Below are 748 nucleotides of genomic sequence, written 5' to 3'. Positions count from 1 at the left end.
TTCCACTCATACGGTAGATACTATCGCAGTTGGCCAAATTGATATTGATGCAATTACAACGGATGGCATTATTAACTCGAGTGAATCTGCTACTGGTGTATTAGTACCTATTACTGGTTATGTGGGCAATGATGCAGAACCTGGAGATATTGTAACTATTACTTTAGATGGTGTTGAGATTGGTAGTGCAGCAGTTTCAAGTGATCAGAATGAATCTGGAAATTACTTGTACACAGTAGAAGTATTGGGTTCAGTTTTAGCGAATACCTCGCTCTCTAACCCGACAATTATAGCAACGGTTACAGGGACTGATGATGCCGGTAATGAGTTCTCGGCAACTAGCAGTGAAGTGTATCAAGTAGACCTATTCGCTGATGTTGATGTATTCGTAGAAGATAATAATGCTTCTGACTCAGATAATGTTGTCAATTTTGATGAACAAGGGAATATGTTAATTGGTGGTTTCTTCGAGCAAGGAGGAACAGTTAATTCTATTAGTATCACTGACTCTCAAGGTAATGAAATCACTATTGATAGTGGTGACATTATGGTTGACCAGGACTACTTTGAAGTGACTACTGATGTGGCTGCATTACTTGATGGAACATTATTTGTAGTTGTTAATGTGACTGACCCTGCGGGTAATACAGAAGACTCATTTACTGAAACCATTGTGAAGGACACTGTTGCTGATGCAGGTGCTGTATCTGTTAACGCTATTACTTCCGATGATGTGATTAACGCAACT

General features: G+C 39.3%; 1 protein-coding gene. It reads left to right on the top strand.

Going from position 1 to position 748, the window contains the following annotated elements; translation table 11 throughout:
• A partial coding sequence (locus TW85_RS25195) for an Ig-like domain-containing protein (protein ID WP_046019893.1) occupies nt 1–748 on the top strand: 748 nt, incomplete at both ends.

Source organism: Marinomonas sp. S3726 (assembly GCF_000967665.1).
Classification (GTDB): Bacteria; Pseudomonadota; Gammaproteobacteria; order Pseudomonadales; family Marinomonadaceae; genus Marinomonas.
The sequence above is the reverse complement of the archived record's forward strand: the minus strand, read 5'-3'. Positions and strand labels throughout refer to the sequence as shown.